Raw genomic sequence first — 22793 nt, 5'->3', positions numbered from 1 at the left:
GGCGCAGGACAAAGACGTCCGCGCCCGCTCTGTCGTATCGTGGTCCGGTGACCAGTACGCAGATCGTCTCCGTCGTCGCGGAGATGATCCGCGCCCGTCGCACGGCCGGCAACCGCGCCGACGGGAATCGGCTGGTGCTCGTCGTCGAGGGTGGTGGCAGTCGCGGGGTGTACTCCAGCGGCATGGTGTCGGCGCTCGAGGAACTCGGCTTCGGCACGGTCTTCGACGCCGTCTACGGCACCTCGGCGGGTGCGATCAACGGTGCCTGGCTGCTCGGCGGGCGGGCGATGTCTGGAATGCGCTCCTGGACCGATCCGGCGATCATGCGCCGCGCCATCGACCCGTCCAGGATGTTGCGCGGGCGCCCGGCTTTCGATCTGCGCTACCTGGTGCATCAGGTCTACGACGGCATCGAGGGGATGAACTTCCCGGCAATCCTGGCCAACCCCACCACATTTCACCCCATCGCCACCGACATTCGCACCGGCCGCGCGGTGGACCTGCACCCGCACATCGTCGACAAACCCACCCTGATGCGCGCGCTGCGGGCCTCCGCGGGCCTGCCCATCCTGGCCGGCCCACCGGTCTCGCTCGGCGACGCGCAGTACTTCGACGGCGGTCTCACCGAAACCGTCCCGATCCGCACCGCAGTACGCGGCGGCGCCACCCACGCGCTCGTGCTGCGCACCCGCCGCATCGACGAGCAGCGACCGCCCGCCTCCCTGCTGCACCGTGTCGTCGGCGGCGGCTACCTGCGCGCGACTGCCCCCGGCGCCTACCGCGCCTGGATCCGCCGCCCGCACCAGCAGGCCATCGAAGACCGCGCCCTCGCCGAACTCGGCGACGCCGTCCTGCAGGTCCACCCGCCCCTCGGCTCCCCCGACATCGACAGCGCCGCCCGCGACACCACGTTGCTCGCCGAGGCGCTGGAGATCGGCCGCCGAGCGGTCCACTCGGTGCTCTCGGACACGGTCCGCGTCGCCTGAGGGCGCCGGAAAGCGGGCTCTGCACCCGTTGTCGGAGTGAACACCCCGCTGTGTAAGCCACACCGCGTGTAGTCGGTGAGCGGGTTACACAGCGGTTGATCGGTGCCGACGCGGTGCGGGTCAGTCCAGGCGGACGGCGACGCCGTTGGACAGGACGAAGTCGTGTAGTTCCAGGTGGGTGGGGGTGGTGTCGGCGGGCATGTCGAAAACCAGTTGGGTAGTTGCGGATTGGCCGGGGGTCAGTTCGAACGAGTAGTTGTAGCCGTGCTGGGCGGACTGCCACATGGTCGCGGTGACGTTGTGGTCGACCGGGGTGCCCTGCGCGTCGAACAGGCGCTGGCCGACCGGGAGGAACCACTTCGACTCGTCGGAGATGTTGTGCACATCGAGGGTGACGACCACGAACGAACCCGTCGCCGACTGGAGTCCGACCCGGTGCACGCCGGTATCGACGTTGCGCACGACGAACTCGAACTTGCCGTCCCGCACCGGAGTACCCGCGACCGGAAGTCCCGGCGCCTCAGGCTGATCCGGCGGTGGCGCCGGATTCTCCTCGGCCATCGCGGTCGGCCGCGGCGCACCGGTCCCGCCCGAATCACTCACCCGAGTGCCCGCCAACAACGCCACACACCCGGCCGCCAACATGAACGGCGTCAGGAAAACGACGACCAGCGCTCCGATCACCTTGGACAGCACCCCGCCACGCTTGCGCCGAGGCCGCCGCACCGGAACAATCGGCCGACGAGCATCCGAATACCGCTGATACTTGGCACGTTTCGCCGGAGCTGGGAACACCTTCCGCGCGTACCCGACGGGATAGCGCTGCTGGGGAACCCTTGGACGGGGCTGCACCACTCGAGGATGCCCAGCCGGACCTACTGCTCCCGGCTTCGATGGGGTAGAACGCGGCAGCACAAGGGCGCGCAACCCCCGCGCAGCCGCCCCGACTTGTTGCGCAACTGAACCGGCCTGTGGCGCAACCGAACCCGGCCGCAATGCGCGGTAAGCCGCCGGATGGTCCACCGACACAGCGGCATCCCGCTGTGGCGCGACGGAATACCCGGGCAGCTCGCCGGACCCGCGATACCGCTCAACGGCGCGGGCCGACGCAGCTGGATATGACTGCGGCGGAAGATAACTCGCAGGCGTCGCCTCGAGTCGAGTTTCCACCCGAGTCGGCGTCGGACCGGATTGCGGCAAGCCCGGCCCGGCCCCGACTGGCTGCGCGAATTCGCCGTGACCAGTCTCCACGCGGGTAGGCATTGGGCTGGATCGCGGCACGCCCCACATAGGCCCGACCGGCTGTGCATGTTCCGCTCGACGGGTCTCGACGCGGGTGGGCGTGGGACCGGACTCCGGCAAAACCTTGGTAAGTGCAGGTGGACGTGCCGGCGAAGCGGACGGCTGCGGGCCGATCGCGGCGTGGGCCGCGACGGCGAAATCTCCTGCGGTGGAGTAGCGGTCGGCCGGGCTCTTGGCCATGGCACGGGCGATGACGGCGTCCAGGGCGGCGGGAACGGCGGCGTTGTGCAAGGCGGCACGTGGCGGGTCGGTCATCAAGTGCGCGTGCATCTGCTGGGCGGGGTCGGTGTCGCCGTAAGGCCTAGCGGCGGTGAGGCATTCGTAGAGGACGCAGGCCAGCGAGTACACGTCGGAACGAGCGTCCGCCTTACCGGTGAACCGCTCGGGCGCCATGTAAGCCAGCGTCCCGATCGCCAATCCGGTTGTCGTGACCGCGGTTTGGCCGATGCCGTGCGCGATGCCGAAGTCGATCAAATAGGCGAACCCGTTGGCGTGCACAACGACGTTGGACGGCTTGACATCTCGGTGCACCAACCCGGCACGATGCGCGGTATCCAGCGCAACGGCCACCTGTCCGACGATCCCGACGGCCGCGGCGGGCGCCAACTTTCCGGCGGCCACCTTGCCGGCCAGATCATGCCCCTCGACGAACTCCATATCGATGAACAGCCGGCCGTCGATCTCGCCGAACCGATGAATCCGCGGAATATGCGGATCGCGGAGCCGAGCCACCACCTCGGCCTCGCGCTCGAATCGCTTGCGATACCCCGGATCCGCCGCGAGCTCGGTCGGCAGCAGCTTCAACGCCACCCAGCGCGCGCCCGCATCGTCATACGCCAGCCAGACCTGGCCCATGCCACCCCGACCGAGCAACCGCTCCAGCCGGTAACCCCCGAATCGCACCTCCCCCATCGCGAACCTCCAGTCACCGTCGACTTGTCCAGGCCCGGCCCGCCGGTCTCCGATCAACCACGGCGCGACTGAAAAACACCAGCTCACACCGTGAACACCAAAGAACCCAACCTCCTTCGGAGCCTAACCCCGCCCCGCCCCACCGGCCAGTGTGTCGTCAACAACACCCGCTCCCGTCGTGCGTGATACCTGGCCGGTCATTGAAGATGCGTTACTTGTCGTTGCCGTGCTTGCCGTGCCCGTTGCCGTTGTTTTCGCCGCCCGAGTCGGCGCGACCCGGCTTCGGATTGTTCGGCTTCGGCTTCTCGGCGACGGGCGTCGCCGGCATCCAGTTCGCGACGCGGCCGACTGTGCCGACGCACTGCAACAACGTGCCGTCCCCGGCGAGACCGCGCCCGTCGACGGCGGGATCGCACGGCTGCCAAGCGACCGGAACGGCACTGACCGGCTCGGCCTTGGGGGCGGGCGCAGTCTCCGGGGCCAGCGCTACGGAAGCCGTGGTCTGCGCCGACGGCGTCTGCGGGGACGGCCGGGATGGTTCGACAGGCGTTGTCGTCGACATGGATATCGACGTGGCCGAGCCCTTTCCGTGCTCGCCGGTCCATTCCGGCCACAGCGCAATACCCGCCCCCACCAGGAGGGCGACCAAGACGCCGACCGCAACCCTCGGCTTCGCCTGAGCTGAGCGGCGCCGACCCGGATCACCTGGCGGCATCGGCGGCGACTCGGTCACTCGAATCGGCAGGGTCCGCACGGGTGTCGTCGGCAGCACCGCAGCGGCCGTCTCCACCGTCGGCACGTCGAGCCCGGTGATCGCGGCGTAGGCGGCCGACGCGAATTCGCCTGCGCTGAGGCAGCGTTGCTCCGGAACCTTGGCCATGCCGCGGGCGATGACGGCATCCAACGCGGCGGGCACCGCCGGGTTCAGCATGGCGGCGAGTGGTGGTTCGGTCATCAGGTGTGCGAGTAGTGACTGCGCGGCATCGGCATTACCGAAAGGTCTTCTCGCCGTGAGACATTCGTAAAGTACGCAGGCCAGCGAGTACTGATCCGAACGGGCGTCGCCCGAACCGGAGAAACGTTCCGGCGCCATGTAGGCCAGCGTGCCGACCACATTGCTGCTCGTCGTGATCGCGGGCTGATCGATCCGGTACGCGGTACCGAAGTCGATCAGATGCACGAGGTCGTGGGCGCCGAGCATGATGTTCGACGGTTTGACGTCGCGATGCACCAGACCGACCCGGTGCGCCGCATCGAGCGCCTGCGCGACCTGCACCACGATCCGGACGGCCCGAGCCGGCGGCATCGCGCCGTCGAGCCGCAGCACCGTAGCGAGATCAGCACCATCGATGTACTCCAGCTCGAGATACAGCCGGCCATCGAGCTCGCCGAATGTGTGGATCGTGGCGAGGTGCGGTCCGCGCACCTGGGCCGCCAACCGTGCCTCCCTGGTGAACCGCTGACGGTACGTGGGCACGGTCGCGACCGTGGCGGACAGAACCTTCAATGCGACCATTCGGTGGGCGACGCTGTTGTACGCCAGCCATACCTGCCCGGTGCTACCGCTGCCGAGTGATCGATCGAGGCGAAAGTGGCCGAACCACGTCTCACCCATGGCGTTGAACCTCCCGCTAGCCTTTTCCTCATGGAGGACCTACCCGAAATTCGTATCGGCACCGCAGAGCGTGAAGCAGCCATGCGGCGACTGTCCGATCATTTCGCAGCCGGGCGGCTCAGCGTCGCGGAATTCGATGAGCGCAGCGCAGTTGTCGCGGCCGCACTAACGCGCGGAGACATCGCGCCGGTGTTCGCCGATCTGCCGGATCCGCTCGTCAAAGCCGCCGCGGTGCCTGCCAAATCGGCGTCCGGATTCCTCTCCGAGTGGCCGGAGCGAATAATGGCGGTGATCCCGATCATCGCCGTCATCCTGTTCTTCACCACCGGCAGCTGGCTGTGGTTCCTGGCCATCCCGCTGATGGGCGCCCTGCTGTTCGGCAGCAGGCACAACCATGACGACCGCGATCGCGATAGAGATCGCCGACGGGACCGCGACAACCGCAGCAACCGCGGCCAGGACGCTATCGATTGATCACCGCATGGCGTCGAGACGGTACTGCGGGACGCTCGCATCGTGCTGAACAGCAGCCGCTAACCTCGGGGGCATGGAGCTGCTGCTGGCCACACTGACGCACCGCGACGAGCACGGCCGCTGATGGAACCGATCGAGATCAACGCGGGTACTTGGTATCTGCGCGCCCTGCGCGCCGACGACCGCATCGATGACCGCCCCGCACTGACCGAGGGCGGTATCACCGACCCGGGCTATGTCGCGTTGCGCACGGCGGGATGGGCAGAGGAATCCCACTTCTCCTGGGCGGTATGCGAACCGACGACGGCGGAGATGGTCGCCGAGGTAGGCGCGCGCCCCACCGGCGACGGCACCGCCGAACTCACCGGCTGGGCTCGCGAAGGCTACGAGCCCGCCCTCGAAGCAGGCCTGACCACTATCCGCCGATTCGTCGAAGGCGCGCTAGGCCTCCGCCCAACCACCCACTGAAGCACCACACACCACAACCCGCCCGCGCGCACCTCCTCACCCACCGCGCACGTCCTAGCACGCCGCGCACGTCCTGGCACCCCGCGCACGTAATCACCAGCAATTTCATGCGCAGCACAACGAAAAGTGCGCAGCAGCAGCAGCAACATCTACCGCATAGCCCCGGCAGGGCCGGCGAGTGCGGCCAGGCAGCCGACGCCCGTCGCCCACTGCGGCACCACTCAGCATGCCTCCCGCCGCACGGCCTGGCACGCCGCGCACGGCCTGGCACGCCACGCACGTCCAGGCACCCTGCGCACGTAGTCGCCCGCGATTTCATGCGCAGCACATCGACATACGCGCGGCAACAGCCGCTATCGCATGACGCCGGTGTGGCCGGTGGAGTAGCGGCCGGGTTGGGGCCAGACGGTCAATCCGTGCGCGCCCTTGCCGACTGGGATGCGAGCCAACAGGTTCCAGTTGACGATATCTACGGCGTAGACCTCGCCGTGGTGGCGGCCGGAGACCCAGAAGACGCGGCCGTCGGCGGAGATATTGCCCATGTCCGGGCTGCCGCCGCCGGGGATGAACCACTTGTGTACCAGCGCGTTCGCGGCGAAGTCCCAGACCGAGATACTGCCTTCGTGCCGGTTGGTGACGAGCATCTGGCTGGAGTCGCGAGTCACGTAAAGTCCGTGCGTGCCTTTGCCGGTCGGCACGAACCCGGTGTTCTCGAAGGTGAGTGCGTCGACGGTGTAGATGCCGTCGGCGACCATGTCGGCGATGAAGAAGGTGCGCCCGTCCGGGGACAGCTTCACATCTTGCGGCATGCTGGAACGCCCGCCGGGCAGGTCGATCATCTTGACGACCGCGCGTTGGGCGACGTCGAAAACCAGCATCCGGCCGCTGAATTCGCAACTGACCAGGGCGAAGCGGCCGTCGGCGGTGAAGTCCATGTGGTCGACACCCGCACAGTCGGGCACCGCCATCGAGTGCAGCTTCTCCCAGCTCTGCGGATCGTAGAAGTCGAGCGACTTGTCCGCCTCGGCCACCACCACCGCGAACTGACCGTCCGGCGTGTAATACATGTTGTAGGGGTCGCGCACCGGAAACGGTTCTCCCGGTATGCCGGTGCGCGGATCGATCGGCAACAGACTGCCCGAGCCGATCGGCAGATCGTTGGTGACATACAGCGTCTGCATGTCATACGACGGCACCACATGCTGTGGTTCCGCACCGCCGGCCGGGAAGTTGTCGATCACCTCGAAGGTGTCCGGATCGATCACCGAGACCGAGTGCGACTCGCTGTTCGGCACATAAACCAACGGACGATGGTCTGCCACAGCGGGACTCAGTTCCCGATTCGCCGCGTAGACATCGGTCGGCGACAGCGGCGGCGGCATACCAGGTAGCAAGTCCTGCGGCAGCGGTCCATCCACGACGATCGTCGGAGCGGGCGCGGCGGGCGTACCGACCGTCCCCGCTTCGCTGGCGGCGCAACCGGTTACGGCGATCGCCACCGCGATCGAGACGACGACGGTATGGGGTGCGCAGCTCGAATACCTGCGCGGTCGGTTCACGCTCTGCACGGTGCCGGGTGCGGACGAGATGACATGGGTGCGAAGCATAAGGTCTGACATCGGCATTTCCCGGCAGTCCACGCCGAGGGTGGCGGATTGTCCGAAACATCCTGTTGAGCAGCACAAACGCGCGGTCTACCGGAAGATGTTCCGTCCGGCAGACCGCGCGTGTGGTCTGAGTCGCGACCTACGCGAAGCTGGCCAGCACCCGATCCAGCGCGTCGACCGCGGCATCGAGTTCGGCGGCGGACACCGTCAGCGGCGGCCGGAACCGGATGCTCCGCTCGCCGGTGCCGAGGATCAGCACGTGCTCACGCTCGCGCAACGCGGTGAGCACCTCGTCGCGCAACTGCACCGACGACACGGTGACCGCGCACATCAGTCCACGCCCACGCGGTTCGGTGATGCTCGGATGCTGTGCGGCCAGGGTCTCCAGCCGATCGAGCAGGTGCGCGCCGAGCGCACGGGACCGCTCGATCAGCGAATCCTGCTCCAGCACCTCGAGAATGCGCCGCACCCGCACCATATCGGTGAGGTTGCCGCCCCAGGTCGAGTTGATCCGAGAGTTGACCACGAACACGTTGTCGGGCACCTCGTCGACCCGCCCGCCGGCCATCACGCCGCACACCTGGGTCTTCTTGCCGAACGCGATGATGTCCGGCTGCACCCCGAGCTGCTGGTAGGCCCAGGTGGTCCCGGTCATGCCGACACCGGTCTGCACCTCGTCGAGCACGAACAGCGCGTGGTTCTCGTGGCAGAGCTGCTGCATCGCCTGCAGGAATTCCGGCCGCAGGTGCCGGTCGCCGCCCTCGCCCTGGATCGGCTCGGCGATGAAACACGCTATGTCGTGCGGGTCTTCGGCGAACGCGCGGCGCGCCTGGTCCAGCGCGCGGGCCTCGACCTCGTCGATGTCGTGGTCGTCGGACAGGAACGGCGCGTCGATGCGCGGCCAGTCGAACTTGGGGAACCGGGCGGTCTTCACCGGGTCGGTGTTGGTCAGCGACATCGTGTAGCCGGTACGACCGTGGAACGCGCCGGTCAGGTGCAGCACCTTGGTGCCGAGTTCCGGTGCGCGGCCGTTGCTTTCGTTGTGCCTGCTCTTCCAGTCGAACGCGATCTTCAGCGCGTTCTCGACCGCGAGCCCGCCGCCGTCGATGAAGAACAGGTGCGGCAACTGGGGATCGCCCAGCACCCGCACGAACGTCTCGACGAACCGGGCCATTTCCACGGTGTAGATGTCGGAGTTGCTCGGCTTGTTGAGGGCGGCGGTCACCAGCTCCTCGCGGAAGACGTCGTCTTCGGCCAGCGCGGGGTGATTCATCCCCAGCGCGTTGGACGCGAAGAAGCCGAACATGTCCAAGTAGGAGCTGCCGTCGCGTTCGTCTACGAGCTTGCAGCCGCGGGACTGTTGTAGGTCCAGCACTAAATCGAAGCCATCAGCAAGGATGCTGGCCGACAGGATCTCGTGCACCCGGGCGGCGGGGGTGACCGCCGGGCGGGTGCGTTCCAGTTCGATGGTCACGCCATCGAGGATACGAAAATTTACGGTTTCTGTACAGGAAAGCGGATTAATTACACGTAACGGCTACCTGTCATAGAATGTCTGCAAGATGATGGTGCTTCGGGTCCTGACGTTGGCGGTCGCTCTGATCTCCTGCAGCAGCTGCTCGAGGTGCCGTGGCGAGGCCACCCGGACCAGCAGCATGTAGCTCTCATCGCCTGCTACCGAGTGGCACGCCTCGATCCCGGGGATGTGCTGCAACACTGCCGGGGCGTCATCGGGCTGCGACGGGTCGAGAGGAGTGATCGCGACGAATGCCGACAACAGCTGGCCGAGTGCCTCCGGGTCGACGTGCGCCGTGTAGCCGCGGATCACCCCGCGCGCTTCCAGCCTGCGTACCCGCGATTGCACGGCGGACACCGACAGGCTCGCCTTCTCGGCCAGGTTCGACAAGGTGGCGCGCCCATCGGCCATCAGTTCACGAATCAGCAGGCGATCAATATCGTCGAGTGCAGGTCGTGCAGGTGTATCCGCCATCAGCGGAGACTAACCCAGGCGGACCCCCTCGTGGCAGAAACCTCACCTCGATCCTCCCAAGACATGGGACACAGATGCCGCATTGCGGCCGAAAGGTACGGCGGAGCAACAGATGACGGATGTACTCGGCGACCAGTCCACCCGGGAACTCGCGGAGCGCGCGGCAGCGGTGCTGCGCGGCCTCGGTGTCCAACCCCCCGAAACGGGCGACCTGCCCGCCCGCAGCCCCATCACCGGCACCCAGCTGATGAGCCTGCCATCGAGCTCGTCGGCCGAGGTCGATGCCGCGATCGGCCGGGCGGCCACCGCTTTCGGCGCCTGGCGCACGGTGCCGGCGCCGATCCGCGCTGCGGTGGTGCGCAGGCTGGCCGAACTGCTCACCACGCACAAGGGTGAGCTCGCCGAGCTGGTGACCCTGGAGGCCGGCAAGATCGGCGCCGAGGCCGCGGGCGAGGTGCAGGAGATGATCGACGTCTGCGAGTTCGCGATCGGCCTGTCGCGGCAGCTGTACGGCCAGACGATGCCGTCCGAGCGGCCGGGGCACCGGCTGATGGAAACCTGGCATCCGCTGGGTGTCGTCGGGGTCATCTCGGCGTTCAACTTCCCGGTGGCCGTGTGGGCGTGGAACACCGCCATCGCGCTGGTCTGCGGCGACACGGTGGTGTGGAAGCCGTCGGAGACGACGCCGCTCACCGCACTGGCCTGCCACACTCTGCTGCGCCGGGCCGCGACCGATGTCGGCGCGGATCCCGAAGTGCACCAACTGATTCAGGGCGCGGCCGAGGTCGGTTCGCAGCTGGTGGACGACGAGCGGGTGGCGCTGGTGAGCGCGACCGGCTCGGTGCGGATGGGCCGGATCGTGGCGCCGCGGGTGGCCGAGCGGTTCGGCCGCTGCCTGCTGGAGCTCGGCGGCAACAACGGCGCGATCGTCACGCCCTCAGCGGATTTGGAGCTCGCGGCGCGCGGCATCGTGTTCTCGGCGGCGGGCACGGCCGGTCAGCGGTGCACCTCGCTGCGGCGGCTGATCGTGCACGCCGACGTGGTCGGGCCGCTGATCGAGCGGATCGAGAGCGCGTATCAGCAACTGCGCGTAGGTAATCCGCTGGAGGACGGGGTGCTGGTCGGTCCGCTGATCGACGGCAGGGCCTACGCGGGCATGCGGGCCGCGCTGGACAAGGCGCTCGCCGACGGCGGCGAATTGATCTGCGGCGGTGAACGAGTCGACGGCTTCGGCGACGACGCGTATTACGTGCGGCCCGCGATCGTGCGGATGCCCGCGCAGACCGCGGTGGTGCGCGAGGAGACCTTCGCGCCGATCCTGTACGTAATGACCTATCACGATTTCGACAGCGCGATCGCCCTGCACAACGAAGTGCCGCAAGGGCTTTCGTCATCGGTGTTCACCGCCGACCAGCGCGAGGCCGAGCGCTTCCTGGCCGCCGACGGTTCCGACTGTGGCATCGCCAACGTCAACATCGGCACCTCCGGCGCCGAGATCGGCGGCGCGTTCGGCGGCGAGAAGCAGACCGGCGGCGGCCGCGAATCCGGTTCGGATTCGTGGAAGGCGTACATGCGCCGGGCCACCAACACGATCAACTACTCCGCCGAACTGCCACTGGCACAGGGCATCAAGTTCGGCTGAGCCGACGCGAGCCGGCCCAGGTCGTTCTCGACCTGGGCCCGGCTCGTTCAGTCGATCACGGTCGGCAGCGTCTGCAGACCGCGCAGGAAGGTACTCGGCCGCCACTGCACCTCGTCGGCCATCTTCATATTCGGATAGCGGGCCAGGATCTTCTCGAACGCCACCTTCGCCTCCAACCGGGCCAGCGGCGCGCCGACGCAGTAGTGGATGCCGTGCCCGAAGGCCAGGTGCCCACCCTTGCTCTTGCCGGTCTGGCCGATCTCGATGCCGTGTGGGTTCCCGAACTGCTTCGGGTCGTGGTCCGCGGCGGCCAACGACACCGAGACCAGTTCCTCGGCCGGAATGTCGATGCCCGCCAACGTAACCGGCTCCGAGGTATACCGCAGCGTGGCCAGGTGGACGGGCCCTTCGTGCCGCAGGAACTCCTCGATGGCCGCCGGAATCTGCTCCGACGACCGGATGAGCTCCTCGTACAGCACCCGGTCGCGCAGCATCGCGTACAGACCGTTGCCGATCAGGTTGACCGTTGTCTCGTGCCCGGCCACCAGGATCAGGAACAGCATCGCGATGAGTTCCTTGTCGCTGAGCTTGTCGCCTTCGTGGTTCGCCATGATCAGCTGGGACAGCAGATCCTCGCCGAGGTCCTTCGATCGCTCGGCGACCAGGCCGATCAGATAGGTGGCCAGCTCGATGCTCGCCGCACCGCGCTCGGCCGCCGTCGCGTAGAACGGCGAATTCGCCGCCGCCTCTTGGTCTTCGGCGTTCTCCGCGGACGACGCCGTCATCGTGGTCGACAGCTCGCGGAACCGCGCCCGATCGGCCTCCGGCACCCCGAACAGTTCGCAGATGACCGTCATCGGGATCGGCAGCGCGTAGTCGGCGATCAAGTCGACCTCGGTCCGGCCCGCCATCTCGTCGAGCAGCTTGTCCGCGAGCGCGTCGATCCGCGGGTGCAGCTGCTCCACGGTGCGCGCGGTGAACGCCTTGGTCACCAGCCTGCGCAGGCGGGTGTGGTCCGGCGGGTCGGAACTGAGCATGTGTTCCCACAGATCCGTGCTCACCGTCGTATACGAATCGCCCGGCCGCAGCCGCGTCGTGATCGGCGCGAGGGCGGCCGCGCCCTTCTTGATCCGGCCGTCGGCGAGCACCTCCCGCGCGAGCTGATAGTCGACCACCAGCCAGGAGGTCAATCCGTTGGGCAGCAGGACATGGTGAATCGGGCCCTGCTTGCGCAGTTCGTCGTACACCGGGTGCGGGTTGTAGACGAATTCGGTGCCTAGTTTGATCAATGGCTCGGTCATGAGAACTCCCTGGCTGTCTTGCTGTTACTGCCGCCGCCACTGCTGACGTGCAGCGGTTTCAATCCCCAGGCCTCGGCGACCAGTCGCGCCAGGAAGCCCAGTTCTTCATCGGTGTGCGCCATTTCGGGTTTGATGCTCTCCAGGACCCACTGGATCTTCCCGTCGAACTCCGACAACCAGGTCGCCAGCGCGATCGGCTGCCGACCGGCCTGCTCGGTGTCGATGCCCTGGAACACGCCGCGCATCACGAACATGGTCGGCTCCGCGCCGTTGCGCATCACCGTCGGCACGAACGGGTCGAGCACGCCCATGTTGGAACACATGCCGACGGTGATCGGCGGGATGTCGGCCAGCCGTTCCACCACCGCTTCGGGCAGCACGTCGATCAGCTCGGGCGGCATGTTCCGCGGACGGGAGATCCCGCCGGCACCGACCCCGTGCACCGCGCCGAATCCGGCCTTGCTCGCGGCCCGCAGCGGCGCCAGGTCGTACTGATCCAGCCACTCCCGCTGCACCACGATCGGCACCCGGGCAAAGGAATTCGAGTCGATCTGGTCCTGCTCCCGCAGGATCCGCACGGCCGTCATCAGCACCAGCGGAGCCGTCTCGCCGACCGACCCGCAGTGCCGCAGGAGATCGGCGACCAGCGCCAGATACAGCGTGTTGGGCGAACCGCCGCGCTCTGCCGCGAGATCCTGCCACTGCCCCGCGTCGAAGGTGGCGATGATCGAGCCTTCGCGCCAGCCGAGCGGCGTGGGCTCCGGCGTGGCGGCACGGCGGGCCAACGCCTGGCGGATCGCCTTGCGGTGGGCGGGATCCCGATACGCCCGCCGCGCTTCCGAGACCACTTCTCGCACAACGGCGACACCACGACTGGTGCCGTCCTTCAGATCGTCGCGCAGCCGGCCGACCTCGTCGAGGCCCGCCGTCGTCGCCAGTTCGGGCTGGACCAGTCCGATGGCCGCCATCAGTCCCGCGTGACCGTCGGCGATGGCATGCGACGCGACGCAGGAACAGACCATGCCGCCGGAGCGCGTCGGCACCGCCGACAGCCGCCATCCGTAACCCCGCTCGGGATCGAGTGGATACTGCGCCTGATCATTCGCCCAGGCCAGTGCGTCACCGTCGTCGATCGCGGCCCGCTCCAAGCACAGCGGCAAGGCCGTGTCCGCGAGCACCCAGCGCGACCGGGCGAACGGCACCCGCGGGCGCCGCACCCGCCGCATGAACGGACCGGAGCGCAGTTGGGTGTACATCGCACGCAACTCGTCCTCGGTGAGCTGGTTGGCCAGCACCGTCACCGTCTGGCTGATGACCGGTGCGCCGAAGCCGTGATGCAACCGCAGGAACGCCTTGTCGGTGAGACCGACATACACCGGGGCGGCCATCAGGACGCCTCCCGATCCAGCAGGCCCGGGGCGTCCGACAGGAAGGCGGGCTCGGCCAGCCGCAGCATCCGCTCCTGCGCGACCATCGCCACCAAATCGCCGCTGCGACTGAATATCCGGCCCTGGGTGAACGCCCGGCCGCCCGCCGCGGAGGGCGATATCTCGTCGTAGAGCAGCCAATCGTCCACCCGGAACGGGCGCATGAACCAGATCGAATAGTCCAGTGCGGCAGTCTGAATGGCGATACCGGGGTGCGCCGCGACGGCCGCTCCGAGCAGCGTCATGTCGCTGGCGTAGGTGAGAGCGCAGCTGTGCGTGACCGCGCAGTCCGGCAGTTCGCCGGTGTAGCGGAGCCAAACCTGTTGACGCGCTGCGCAGATCGCGCCGTCCGGTACCCGGCGGATATCCCAGCCGTCCCATTCGTTGCCCGCGTCGCCCATCCCGATGGGTGCCAGCGACTCGGGTTCGGGGGCGTCCGGACACGGGTCGGCATGCCGCACCCCGTGGCCGCCGACGTGGAACGAGGCGACCATCAGGAAGGTTTCTCGGCCGTGCTGCAGTGCCCGTATTCGGCGAACGGCGAACGAGCGGCCGAGCTTGACGGTGTCGACCAGGTAGTCGATCGGAATCTCCGGTGTCGTCGAACGGACGAAGTAGCCGTGTATCGAATGGACGGTGAATCCGGCGTGCATCCCGGACGAGCCCGCCGCCAGCGCCCGCGCCGCGACTTCGCCGCCGAACGTCCGAACCAGCGCGGTGCGGTGCTGGAGCTTGCCACGAAAGAAATTCGTGTCGATTTGCTCTACCGCCATTGCGTCGAGTAGTTCAACCATGGTCAACCTTCTTTGCGGTATCCGATATCGGCGACCACGCTGTCGCGGCTCCTACCCCAACGCCAGCGCGGAGCTGATACCGCTTTCGCTGACTGGACGGATAGGTTTTTCCGATGCAACTCGATGACGCTTCAACGTCATCGCGATACACGTCGTATCAGATACAGTGAACCTCCAGCTAATAGAGTTCAAGGTGCTGTTCTTCAGATCACACGACACCTACGGAATCTTTACACGAGCGATTTATGACAATTCACCACATTCCGCTCGAGCATTACGATTCCCCCTGTGAATCGTCACAAAATAGGCCTTCACCAGGAACGATGAAGAAAGCGAATTATTTCCCAGTTGCCGGATTTGACCCGCTTCCGAACCCTCTGATCAACTGCGGATAATGACATGATCCAGCGCTCGACAGCATCCGGGCAGCGAACAGACGGAAAGTCGTGTCGTCGCGATCAAAGAATTGCACGAAGCGAAATAATTAGCCGCAACTTAACGTGGCGCTAACATGAAATTCCGCTCTCTCAGACAGATCCCTCGACCCCGCCGGATTCCCGCAGCGGGATCTCCTTCCAGAACAAAACCATGACAAATGCGACCACCGCGAGCGCAGCGGCAGCGACGTACACCGTCGACATGGATTCGGCGAAGCCCGTCTGCAACGGCCCGGCGAGCGTCGGATTCAACTGCTGAATCACCGAGCTGTCGTCGAGCACCTTCTGCACCGCCGCCTGGTCGTGATGCACCAGCCCCTGCGCGAAGGCCACATCGGCCGGATTGTTGCTGTGCAGACCCGCCAGCACCGCCTGCTGATACGCCGGGCGGGTCGAGGCCGCCTCGAGCGCGGCCGTCACCTTGGTCGGCAGCAGGCCGAACAGCGTCGACAGCAAGGCCGCGACACCGAGCGTGCCGCCGACCTGACGGAAGAAGGTCGCGGCCGCGCTCGATACGCCCATGTCCTTGGGCGCGGCGGCGTTCTGAATGGCCAATGTGATGGGCTGCAACAGATTTCCCAGCCCGAACCCGGTGATCGCCATGAAGATCATGGTTCGCCACAGCGGCGTTTCCGGCGTCAGATAGTGGAACAGGAACAGCCCGACGGCGACCGTGGCGGTGCCGATAATCGGGAACGCTCGGTAGCGACCGGTCCGCGAGATGAGCCGGTTCGACACGATCGACCCCACCATCAGCCCGCCGACCATCGGCAGCAGTTGCAGACCCGCGGCGATCGGACTGGCACCCCGAACAACCTGCAGATACTGCGGAACCAGAATGATCCCGCCGAACAACGCCGCACCCACCACCATTGCGATCGCGACTCCGAGCGCAAAGGTCCGATTTCGGAACAGCCGCAACGGAATCAGCGCCGCGTCGCCCATCTTGGCTTCGATCCCGACGAATGCGATCAACCCGATCACGCCGATCGAGTAGCAGGCCAACGCACCCACGCTGGTCCATCCCCAGCCACGTCCCTGCTCGGCCACGATCAACAACGGCGTGATGCCGGTGGCGAAGGCGACGGTGCCGAGCCAGTCGACCGGGACCCGCGCCGGCTTACTCCGCGGCATCCGGACCACGCGGTACACCACCACCAGCGCGATCAGGCCGACCGGAACGTTGATCAAGAACACCCAGCGCCACCCGGTGATCCCCAAAATCGTGTGCTGACTGGCGAAAAGCCCGCCGAGCACCGGCCCGATCACACTGGCCGTTGCCCAGGTGGCCAGGAAATGCCCCTGGTACTTCGCCCGCTCGCGCGGACTCACGATGTCACCGAGGATGGCCGAGGCCAGCGACATCAGCCCGCCCGCCCCCACGCCCTGAATGGCACGGAACACCGCGAGCTGATACATCGACTGCGCCACCGTGCACAGCAGCGATCCGCCGACGAATATCACGATCGCGGCGAGCAGAAATGGCCTGCGCCCGTACATATCCGACAATTTGCCGTACAGCGGCGTCGTCAATGTCGCGGTGATCAGATACGCCGTGGTGACCCACGCCTGCAACGAGTAACCGGACAGATCATCGGCAATGGTCCGGACGGCGGTCGCGGTGATCGTCTGATCCAGCGCCGCCATGAACATGCCGAGGACCAAGCCGCTCAGAATGACCAGCACCTGCCGATGGGTGAAGCCTGCCGGACTACCCGCCTGCACCGCTACCGGCTCGGTCCGATGTCCGCGATGAGTCAGCGCCATCAGCAACTCCTGAAATCAGCAAATCGAGCATCAGTTGTTGAACTGCGGCCAATCCCATCCCCGGACCGCGGCGACCTCGCGCCCACGAACTAAGCAGCAACGATAAACCTCGGTCACGATTCGGGAAACGTCGAGTGATGTCTATCTCGAGTACGTGCCAATGTGACTCAGGCCACATCCGACGTCAACGCTCGGATGCACCGTTGCGGAGTCGCCCAGCCTTCCGACGACACGCCCCACCAGGCGTTTTCGCATCTAGCCACTCAGTGTGTAGGGTTGGGGAACACCCGACGCGGGGTGGAGCAGCTCGGTAGCTCGCTGGGCTCATAACCCAGAGGTCGCAGGTTCAAATCCTGTCCCCGCTACAGCAGGCCCAGGCCAGAGAGATTCAATCTCTCTGGCCTGGGCCATTTTTCGGCCTAGGCGTCGTCTGGCGAACTCGGAGTCCTTGCCCTCCAACGACTCTGAGCAGATTCCGCCAGGAACGCCATCCCGTGCGGCTATGGCCCTTGTCACGTAGCTGCCCCTATGCGGCAGGGTTAACTTGAATCTTAGAGGTGCTAACTAAATTCCAATGTTCCTTGCATCAGGAGAGATGGCGACATGTCAGATGACTTGAATGTGAAGCAGGACAACGACAATGGCTCGATCGACCGTCGAGCCCTGCTTGGCGCCGGTGCCGTCGCGGTAGGGGCGGCCGCACTCGGGGGCGGTCTGATCGGAGCGGCGGCGGCAAGTCCCGGCGCGCCCGCTGGGCTCGCGAATGATGGCACGGTCGACAGCAACCTCAACAACGAGTCGCATCTGTTCAAGCTGAAGACGGCGGACCGGATGAGCTTCGACGGCGGCTACCTTCAGGGCGCGCACGAGGACAATTTCCCTGTGCTGCAAGGACAGAAGGGGTCGGTCTACTTCGTCCATCTCGAAGGTGGCGGCATCCGCGAACCGCACTGGCATCCCACCGCATGGGAACTGAACTACATCATCTCCGGCAAAGCGAAGTGGACCATCCTTGGCACCCATCCAGACGGCACCTACCACAACGACGTCTTCGAAGCCGAGCAGGGCGACCTCGTCTTCGCACCGCAGGGCTACTTCCACTATTTCGAAAATGCCAGCGCCGACACGCCTTTGGACGTCCTCGTCACCTTCAACACCAGCGCCAAGGAACCCAATGACGACATCGGCATCGTCGCTACCCTCAACTCCCTCCCACGCGAAGTCCTAGCCGCCTCCTTCGGCATCCCCGTCTCCGCCTTCGCCAACATCCCCACCGACATCAAACCCGTGGTAATCACCCGCCACCACTAACCGAGCCGCGCGTCTGGCCGCGGTCGCCGCGGTCAGACGTGCGGGCCCAAGTAGCCACCGGGCACAGGATGGGTCGCGTCGCGGGGCTCAGCCACGCAGCAGAGCGAGCGGAGCCTCCGCACGGTGCGCCGACCTGATCAGCTCGGCGCGGCTGTGTACGCCCAAGGTGTCGTACAGGTTTCGGATGCGGCGATACATCGAGCGCTCTGAAAGGTAGTTGAGTCGCGCGATCTCGGCGACAGTCATCGATGTGCGCAGCATTCGCAACAGGTGGGTGTCGAACTCGTCCAAGGCGACCTGGCCGCGCCGCGCGGCAGGCCGCCGGATCTCTTTGGGGGATGCGATGTTTCGGGTCGACTCCGGCCGCAGGCCGCTGGGTACCGAACCGCGCACCGACGGCGGCCGGTCGTGCCGAACCGAGCGCACGTGGTCGAGCAGTTGGGTGCGGAGGAGCTCGGCTTGCCGCTCGACCGATATGGCGATGTTGACCACGAAGTTGGCGCCGGAACGGATCGCGAAGTAGGTCGCGTGGCCGGTGAGGTCGTTGGTGACCGCGACGATCAGGCCCATGGCATGCACCGTTCGGATCGAGCGTAGCTTTTCGGCCTGATGCTCGGTGTTGACCGGGAGCACGATCGGCGCACCGTCGACGTCCCCGCGCGCCGTGAGTTCGTCGTAGTCGGCGAACTCGAGCTCGAAAGCCGGCGCCAGCAGACTCCCGCATGGGCCGTTCGCCGGATCCAGGTAGTCGCGCAGACTCGGATGTGCGAATGCGTTGGGCTTGGCCATCGTTGCGATGCCCCAGCTCCGTTGCGCGGTATTCATGGTTGCCCCCAGTTACTCTCCTCGACTACCTGGTTGGACGCGCGAACACCCTGATCGGTTCCATAGCGCGACCGCCGTTTTGCGAGTCGCTACCGCCGACCGGTCAGCCTGTGATGAGCTCGCACAGGAACACGTCCAGCTGAGCGGTCATCTCGGCCTGCGTCAGATGGCCCGCCAGCCCCTGCAGGCTGAGTCCGTCGACCAAGGCGTGCAGTTGCCGTGCCGCGGCGTCGCGCTCTGGAATCCGTTGGGACGGCTGTTTACCAATAAGAAAGCGGCCCGCAACCGTTAGTTGCGGGCCGCTTTCCATGTGCCCGGGAGCGTGGCCGCACGCTCGACCAGGCGCGCGGTCTACTGCCCAGCCGCGCTGTTGGATTCGAGCATCGGCGGCTCGATGCCGAGGTCGCGCAGGCTGTTTCGGTACAACTCCACATTCGCGAGCTTGATGTCCTCATAGCCACGCACGGTGTCGGCGAGCGCAGCAGCATGCACCGCGCGGTCGTAGCCTGCCTCGTCGAGCGTATCCGCGAGCGTCGTCACCATCTCGGTGTAGTGGGCGAGCAGGGCGCGCTCGACCCGACGCACGTGGGCATAACCGAAAGGATCGAACTTGGTGCCGCGCAACCGCTTTCCTTTGGCCAGCACCTTGAGCGCGAGGTGCCCGCGCGGTCCGATGCCGATCTTCTTCTTGCGGCCCATGGCCCGCAGCACCGGCGGGTGCAGCTTGTAGGTGAGGTTGGCCCCTTCGGGCAGCTGACCCGCGACCTCGTCCAGGAAGGCCGGGTCGACCAGGCGGCGAGCCACCTCGTACTCGTCCTTGTAGGCGGTGAACTTGTACAGCCCGCGCGCCGCCTGCTCGCTGAACTCGGTGCGCTCGGTGATGCGTGACTGCGCGTCCCAAATGTGTTGCACGGTAAGGACATAGTCGCGAGCGATGCGGACGCCCTGGAAGCCGATCAGCTCCGCGGCACGCAGTTCCACCAGCCGCCTGGTCTCACCGGTTGCGGTCAGACCGTCGAAAAGATCTGCCGGAACCTTGATTTCGGCACTCTTGGCCTGCGTGCGCCCGGTGGCGGCGGCGAACTCGTCCGGCCGCGCGACCGCGATCCGGCCCCAGCGGAACGCCGCGATATTGGCGTTCACCGCGACACCGTTGATCTCGATGGCCTCCTCGATCGACGCTGCGGGCAGGCGCAGGCCGCCGAGCTGGTACGCGGCGCCGACCATCAGGAAGTTGGCGGCCGCGGTGTTGCCGAACAGCACCTCGGCGGCAGCGAGCGCGTCGAAGGAACGCACCTCGCGCGACGCCTGCTCCAGCCTGGACAGCAGCGCCGGAGTCTCCGGGTACTCAACGGTCTTGTCGTACACCATGTCCCCGGTCGGGGTCTTGCTGGTGGACGCGACGGACAGCGTGTTCGCGTTCGAGCCGTATGCCAGGTTCTTGTTGTCCGTGGCGGTCAGCAGGTCGAAAGCGATGATGCAGTCCGCCGACCCCGGGGTCAGCCGGTTCGCGGGCTCCAGTTCGCCGGTGGCGAACCGCAGGTGCGACACGACCGGTCCCGCCTTCTGGCTCAGGCCGATCTGATCCAGGCTCGCCACCTCGTAGCCGGCCCGCAGCGCGGCGGTGGCCAGCACCTGGTTCACCGTGACGATGCCCGTGCCGCCGATGCCCGCGAGGAAGACGTTCTGCGTCGTCGTCAGCACGGGCTGCGCGAGATCGGGCAGCACCGGCGGCGCCGGCCGCTGCATTGCCTTGCGCTTCTTGGCCTTTGCCGGATCCGGCAGCTCCACCGTGACGAAGGACGGGCAGTCGCCGTCCATGCAGGTGTAGTCGGTGTTGCAGGAGGTCTGGTCGATGCGGGTCTTGCGGCCGAATTCGGTGTCCACCGGCTGCACGGACAGGCAGTTGCTCTTGACGCCGCAGTCGCCGCAGCCCTCACAGACCGCCTCGTTGATGACGACCCGGGTCCGGCGGGTCGGCAGGGTGCCGCGCTTGCGCTGCCGACGCGCATCGGCGGCACAGTGCTGGTCGTAGATGAGGACGGTGACGCCGGGTACCTCGCGCAGGGCGCGCTGGGCCTCGTCGAGCCGATCGCGGTGCCACAGCCGGGTGCCCGGTGCGAGGTCGCGCTTGCGGTACTTCTTCGGCTCGTCGGCGCAGATGATGATCTGCGCGACGCCCTCGGTGCTGAGCTTGTGGGTGAGCATCGGCACCGCGAGCGCGCCCTCGGCGTCCTGGGCTCCGGTCATCGCGACGACGTCGTTGTAGAGCAGCTTGTAGGTGATGTTCACCCCGGCCGCGATACACGCCTGCACGGCGAGCTGGCCGGAGTGGAAAAACGTTCCGTCGCCGATGTTCTGGAACAGGTGCGGCACATCGGTGAACGGCGCCTGGCCGATCCACTGCGCGCCCTCCCCGCCCATCTGGGTCAGGCCGGTGACCTGGCTGTCTTCCCGGCCCGACATGGTCACCATGGTGTGGCAGCCGATGCCGCCACCGGCCAGCGAACCCTCCGGCACCGCGGTGGAGCGGTTATGTGGGCAGCCACTGCAGAAGTAGGCGGCACGCTTGGCGGGCAATACCGCCAGTGACAGCGGCTGCGGCAGTGGACGTTTCATGTCCAGGTAGCCGTGCAGGGCGCGGCTCAGCGGCTTGGTGATCCGACCGGTGGTGAGTTCGCCGTCCTGGCTGAACAGCGGGCGACCGGCGGCGTCACGTTTGCCGATGATCTCCGGGGCGTCGGCCGTGCCGTACAAGATCTCCCGGATCTGGGTCTCGATGAAGGCGGTCTTGTCCTCGACCACCACGAGCCGGGTCAGGCCCTTGGCGAACTGCCGAACCCGCTCGGGCGCAATGGGAAACGGCATGCCGATGCGCAGCAGCCGGACGCCCGCGCGGATCAGCGCGTCGTCAGCTACGCCCAGATCGATCAGTGCCTGCCGGACGGCATCGAAAGTGGTTCCGGTGGCGGCGATTCCGATGGTGGCGTGCGGCGGGTCCAGCTCGATCACGTCGAGATCGTTGAGCGTGCTGTAGGCCTTGACCACCTCCCAGCGCGGGCCGTACAGGTCCGCCTCGGCGATCACGCTGTCCGTCGGCGCCGCCATCGGCCGCTGCAGGTAGTTGAACGGCCGTCCCTCCCAGGTGATCTCGGGGACGATGAGGTCGATGTCGCCCGCGTCGCCGTCGACCGACCAGGCTCCGTCGGCAACGTCGGCCACGATCTTCAGCGCGACAAGGCAACCCGAGGCCCGCGACAGCGCGACACCGTGCAGGCCCATGGTGATGATCTCGCGGGCGTTGCGCGGGAACAGCACCGGAATGTTCATCGCGGCCAGCGAGCGCTCGCTCACCGCGGGCACCGTCGAGGACTTCGAGGCCGGATCGTCACCGACCAGCAGAAGCACACCGCCGTTGGCGTTCGCGCCATACATGTTGGCGTGCCGCAACGCATCCGTCGCCCGGTCCAGGCCGGGGCCCTTGCCGTACCACACGCCGACGACGCCATCGTGCGTGGCGGTTCCCTTCGGCAGATCGGCCTGACTCCCCCACACCGAGGTGGCGGCCAGCTCTTCGTTCAACCCCGGGACGAACGAAATATCGTGCTCGGCAAGCACGTTGGGCATCCCGCCCAGCATCTTGTCCACGCCGCCGAGCGGGCTGCCCTGGTATCCCGACACGAACGTGCCGACCCGCCGTCCGGCGCGCAGGTCGCGCACGTGCTGTTCCACCAGTTGACGCGCGATCGCTTGAACCCCGGTCAGGACAACGGTGCCCGCGCCGACGCGGTAGCGGTCGGCGAGGTCATAGGGCGCCGGAATCAGGTCGTGATCGGCGAGCTCGGTCATACATCCACCCGTCCGGCCGGCACCGATCGGGCGCCGCCTTAGTTGAGCACTTGATGCCCTTTACCCTGCCCTCGAAGGGCGAAATG

General features: G+C 66.7%; 17 protein-coding genes and 1 tRNA gene. 6 read left to right on the top strand and 12 right to left on the bottom strand.

Annotated features, from left to right (window positions below; all coding sequences use genetic code 11):
* The first annotated feature begins 47 nt into the window (after positions 1-47).
* Positions 48-986, top strand: coding sequence for a patatin family protein (locus ABZ942_RS27095; protein WP_357386627.1), 939 nt, complete (start codon positions 48-50; stop codon positions 984-986).
* A gap of 120 nt (positions 987-1106) precedes the next feature.
* Here ABZ942_RS27095 and ABZ942_RS27090 read toward each other — a convergent pair whose 3' ends face one another.
* A complete protein-coding gene (locus ABZ942_RS27090; protein WP_357386626.1) occupies positions 1107-3200 on the bottom strand; it encodes a protein kinase in 2094 nt (697 codons plus the stop codon).
* A 211-nt stretch (positions 3201-3411) separates the two neighbouring features.
* Positions 3412-4815: a protein kinase gene (locus ABZ942_RS27085; protein WP_357386624.1), complete on the bottom strand. Its 1404-nt coding sequence runs from the start codon at positions 4813-4815 to the stop codon at positions 3412-3414.
* A gap of 30 nt (positions 4816-4845) precedes the next feature.
* Here ABZ942_RS27085 and ABZ942_RS27080 point away from each other — a divergent pair, with 30 nt between their 5' ends.
* Positions 4846-5289: a DUF1707 domain-containing protein gene (locus ABZ942_RS27080; protein ID WP_357386623.1), complete on the top strand. Its 444-nt coding sequence runs from the start codon at positions 4846-4848 to the stop codon at positions 5287-5289.
* Positions 5290-5412: 123 nt separating this feature from the next.
* Positions 5413-5757: a hypothetical protein gene (locus tag ABZ942_RS27075; protein WP_357386622.1), complete on the top strand. Its 345-nt coding sequence runs from the start codon at positions 5413-5415 to the stop codon at positions 5755-5757.
* Positions 5758-6110: 353 nt separating this feature from the next.
* Here ABZ942_RS27075 and ABZ942_RS27070 read toward each other — a convergent pair whose 3' ends face one another.
* From ABZ942_RS27070 to ABZ942_RS27060, 3 genes are all read right to left on the bottom strand, one after another.
* On the bottom strand, positions 6111-7376 hold the full coding sequence (locus ABZ942_RS27070; protein WP_357386621.1) for a beta-propeller fold lactonase family protein: 1266 nt from the start codon (positions 7374-7376) through the stop codon (positions 6111-6113).
* 127 nt (positions 7377-7503) lie between these two features.
* Positions 7504-8838 carry an L-lysine 6-transaminase gene (gene lat, locus ABZ942_RS27065; protein WP_357386620.1) on the bottom strand — a complete coding sequence of 445 codons (1335 nt, stop codon included), beginning with the start codon at positions 8836-8838 and terminating at the stop codon, positions 7504-7506.
* 63 nt (positions 8839-8901) lie between these two features.
* Positions 8902-9354 carry an Lrp/AsnC family transcriptional regulator gene (locus ABZ942_RS27060; protein WP_150404358.1) on the bottom strand — a complete coding sequence of 151 codons (453 nt, stop codon included), beginning with the start codon at positions 9352-9354 and terminating at the stop codon, positions 8902-8904.
* A 112-nt stretch (positions 9355-9466) separates the two neighbouring features.
* On the opposite strand from ABZ942_RS27060, the gene ABZ942_RS27055 reads away from it, so the two are divergent.
* Complete coding sequence (locus ABZ942_RS27055; protein WP_357386618.1) at positions 9467-10996, top strand: aldehyde dehydrogenase family protein; 1530 nt, start codon at positions 9467-9469, stop codon at positions 10994-10996.
* Positions 10997-11043: 47 nt separating this feature from the next.
* Here the strand turns inward: ABZ942_RS27055 and ABZ942_RS27050 are convergent, their stop codons facing one another.
* The 4 genes from ABZ942_RS27050 to ABZ942_RS27035 form a co-directional block, all read right to left on the bottom strand.
* On the bottom strand, positions 11044-12297 hold the full coding sequence (locus ABZ942_RS27050) for a cytochrome P450 (protein ID WP_357386616.1): 1254 nt from the start codon (positions 12295-12297) through the stop codon (positions 11044-11046).
* Positions 12294-13685, bottom strand: a complete 1392-nt coding sequence (locus tag ABZ942_RS27045) for a hypothetical protein (RefSeq protein ID WP_357386614.1) — start codon at positions 13683-13685, stop codon at positions 12294-12296. Before ABZ942_RS27045 ends, ABZ942_RS27050 begins: the two co-directional genes overlap by 4 nt.
* A complete protein-coding gene (locus ABZ942_RS27040; RefSeq protein ID WP_357386612.1) occupies positions 13685-14518 on the bottom strand; it encodes an acyl-CoA thioesterase domain-containing protein in 834 nt (277 codons plus the stop codon). Before ABZ942_RS27040 ends, ABZ942_RS27045 begins: the two co-directional genes overlap by 1 nt.
* Positions 14519-15045: 527 nt before the next feature.
* Positions 15046-16722 (bottom strand): MDR family MFS transporter, encoded by a 1677-nt coding sequence (locus ABZ942_RS27035; protein ID WP_357386610.1) that lies wholly within the window; start codon positions 16720-16722, stop codon positions 15046-15048.
* A gap of 291 nt (positions 16723-17013) precedes the next feature.
* Here ABZ942_RS27035 and ABZ942_RS27030 point away from each other — a divergent pair.
* Positions 17014-17087, top strand: a tRNA-Met gene (locus ABZ942_RS27030).
* A gap of 256 nt (positions 17088-17343) precedes the next feature.
* Complete coding sequence (locus ABZ942_RS27025; protein ID WP_357386608.1) at positions 17344-18033, top strand: cupin domain-containing protein; 690 nt, start codon at positions 17344-17346, stop codon at positions 18031-18033.
* A gap of 87 nt (positions 18034-18120) precedes the next feature.
* On the opposite strand, the gene ABZ942_RS27020 is transcribed toward ABZ942_RS27025, so the two are convergent.
* From ABZ942_RS27020 to ABZ942_RS27010, 3 genes are all read right to left on the bottom strand, one after another.
* A complete protein-coding gene (locus ABZ942_RS27020) occupies positions 18121-18858 on the bottom strand; it encodes a helix-turn-helix domain-containing protein (RefSeq protein WP_357386606.1) in 738 nt (245 codons plus the stop codon).
* Between the two features lie 103 nt (positions 18859-18961).
* Entirely contained in the window at positions 18962-19168 is a 207-nt protein-coding gene (locus ABZ942_RS27015; RefSeq protein ID WP_357386604.1) for a hypothetical protein, read from the bottom strand.
* A 41-nt stretch (positions 19169-19209) separates the two neighbouring features.
* Positions 19210-22707 (bottom strand): indolepyruvate ferredoxin oxidoreductase family protein, encoded by a 3498-nt coding sequence (locus ABZ942_RS27010; protein ID WP_357386602.1) that lies wholly within the window; start codon positions 22705-22707, stop codon positions 19210-19212.
* Between the last annotated feature and the right edge of the window lie 86 nt (positions 22708-22793).

Source organism: Nocardia sp. NPDC046473, from assembly GCF_040645995.1.
In the GTDB taxonomy this organism is placed as follows: Bacteria; Actinomycetota; Actinomycetes; order Mycobacteriales; family Mycobacteriaceae; genus Nocardia.
Note: the sequence above shows the minus strand (reverse complement) of the source record. Positions and strands in the feature narration are given on the sequence as shown.

What these genes read in the sequence shown, in the direction of transcription:
- ABZ942_RS27090 (WP_357386626.1), bottom strand. Translation starts at nt 3,200, where the DNA reads ATGGGGGAGGTGCGATTCGGGGGTTACCGGCTGGAGCGGTTGCTCGGT.
- ABZ942_RS27085 (WP_357386624.1), bottom strand. Translation starts at nt 4,815, where the DNA reads ATGGGTGAGACGTGGTTCGGCCACTTTCGCCTCGATCGATCACTCGGC.
- ABZ942_RS27080 (WP_357386623.1), top strand. Translation starts at nt 4,846, where the DNA reads ATGGAGGACCTACCCGAAATTCGTATCGGCACCGCAGAGCGTGAAGCA.
- ABZ942_RS27075 (WP_357386622.1), top strand. Translation starts at nt 5,413, where the DNA reads ATGGAACCGATCGAGATCAACGCGGGTACTTGGTATCTGCGCGCCCTG.
- ABZ942_RS27070 (WP_357386621.1), bottom strand. Translation starts at nt 7,376, where the DNA reads ATGTCAGACCTTATGCTTCGCACCCATGTCATCTCGTCCGCACCCGGC.
- ABZ942_RS27060 (WP_150404358.1), bottom strand. Translation starts at nt 9,354, where the DNA reads ATGGCGGATACACCTGCACGACCTGCACTCGACGATATTGATCGCCTG.
- ABZ942_RS27055 (WP_357386618.1), top strand. Translation starts at nt 9,467, where the DNA reads ATGACGGATGTACTCGGCGACCAGTCCACCCGGGAACTCGCGGAGCGC.
- ABZ942_RS27050 (WP_357386616.1), bottom strand. Translation starts at nt 12,297, where the DNA reads ATGACCGAGCCATTGATCAAACTAGGCACCGAATTCGTCTACAACCCG.
- ABZ942_RS27045 (WP_357386614.1), bottom strand. Translation starts at nt 13,685, where the DNA reads ATGGCCGCCCCGGTGTATGTCGGTCTCACCGACAAGGCGTTCCTGCGG.
- ABZ942_RS27040 (WP_357386612.1), bottom strand. Translation starts at nt 14,518, where the DNA reads ATGGTTGAACTACTCGACGCAATGGCGGTAGAGCAAATCGACACGAAT.
- ABZ942_RS27035 (WP_357386610.1), bottom strand. Translation starts at nt 16,722, where the DNA reads ATGGCGCTGACTCATCGCGGACATCGGACCGAGCCGGTAGCGGTGCAG.
- ABZ942_RS27020 (WP_357386606.1), bottom strand. Translation starts at nt 18,858, where the DNA reads ATGAATACCGCGCAACGGAGCTGGGGCATCGCAACGATGGCCAAGCCC.
- ABZ942_RS27015 (WP_357386604.1), bottom strand. Translation starts at nt 19,168, where the DNA reads ATGGAAAGCGGCCCGCAACTAACGGTTGCGGGCCGCTTTCTTATTGGT.
- ABZ942_RS27010 (WP_357386602.1), bottom strand. Translation starts at nt 22,707, where the DNA reads ATGACCGAGCTCGCCGATCACGACCTGATTCCGGCGCCCTATGACCTC.